Annotated in this window: 1 protein-coding gene; it reads right to left on the bottom strand. The window is 35.9% G+C overall.

Annotated features, from left to right (window positions below):
* Window positions 1-856 (bottom strand): RNA-guided endonuclease TnpB family protein (locus tag AAIB49_RS19895; protein ID WP_343459067.1); only part of this gene is annotated, 856 nt, incomplete at both ends.

Raw genomic sequence — 856 nt, 5'->3', positions numbered from 1 at the left:
TCACAACCTGTTTTCCGTACCAATTTGCTTTATATTCCAACATTGTGCGAAATTGTGACCAAGATACCTCGCTGATAGCCTTAGCAAGATTAGGATTCTTTAACATGTTTTGGACAGACAAATCTTCAATACCAATGATGTCGTGGTTTTTGACAATTTCGGTAGAGATTTTATCTAACATATCCTTTCTAGCATTTGCTATCTTTTCGTGAAGTCGTGCCACTTTTACTTTTTGTTTGTTCCAATTGGAAGAACTAATTTGTCGTCTTGAAAGAATACGCTGTGCTTTTGCTAATTTTTCTTCTAATGTTCGGAAGAATTTTGGATTTGCATACGTCGTTCCATCCGAAAGTGTGGCAAAGTCTTTTAATCCAACATCCATTCCAATTGCGGAACCTGTTTTTCCAAGTTGTTCAACTTCTGTTTCGGCTAAAATCGAAACGAAGTATTTTCCCGAAGAGTTACGTCTAATCGTTGCGTTCATAATGCGACCTTCTACTTCACGACTTTTTGCAAAACGAACAAGACCTAATTTCGGTAGTTTCATATGCTTATCCAAAACAGCAATATTCCCATTTACAAACTTTGTTGTATAGGATTGAACCGGATTCTTTTTTGATTTGAAACGTGGTTCGCCGTTTTGTTTTTTGTAATATCGAGTGTAAGAATCGTTTACTATTTCAACTGATTTTTGAAGGGCGATACTATCGACTTCTTTTAAAAACGGATAGTGTTTCTTTAATTCACGAACTGCCTTAATGGATTGGTTTTTATTGAAAAACTCACCTTTCCAATTATTTTCAGTCAGTTGACCGTTCTGCACCATTTCATTGACGATGTACCAATAAGCATCTTT

Origin of the sequence: Ornithinibacillus proteolyticus, assembly GCF_039581225.1 — a bacterium.
In the GTDB taxonomy this organism is placed as follows: Bacteria; Bacillota; Bacilli; order Bacillales; family Amphibacillaceae; genus Ornithinibacillus; species Ornithinibacillus massiliensis.
Note: the sequence above shows the minus strand (reverse complement) of the source record. Positions and strands in the feature narration are given on the sequence as shown.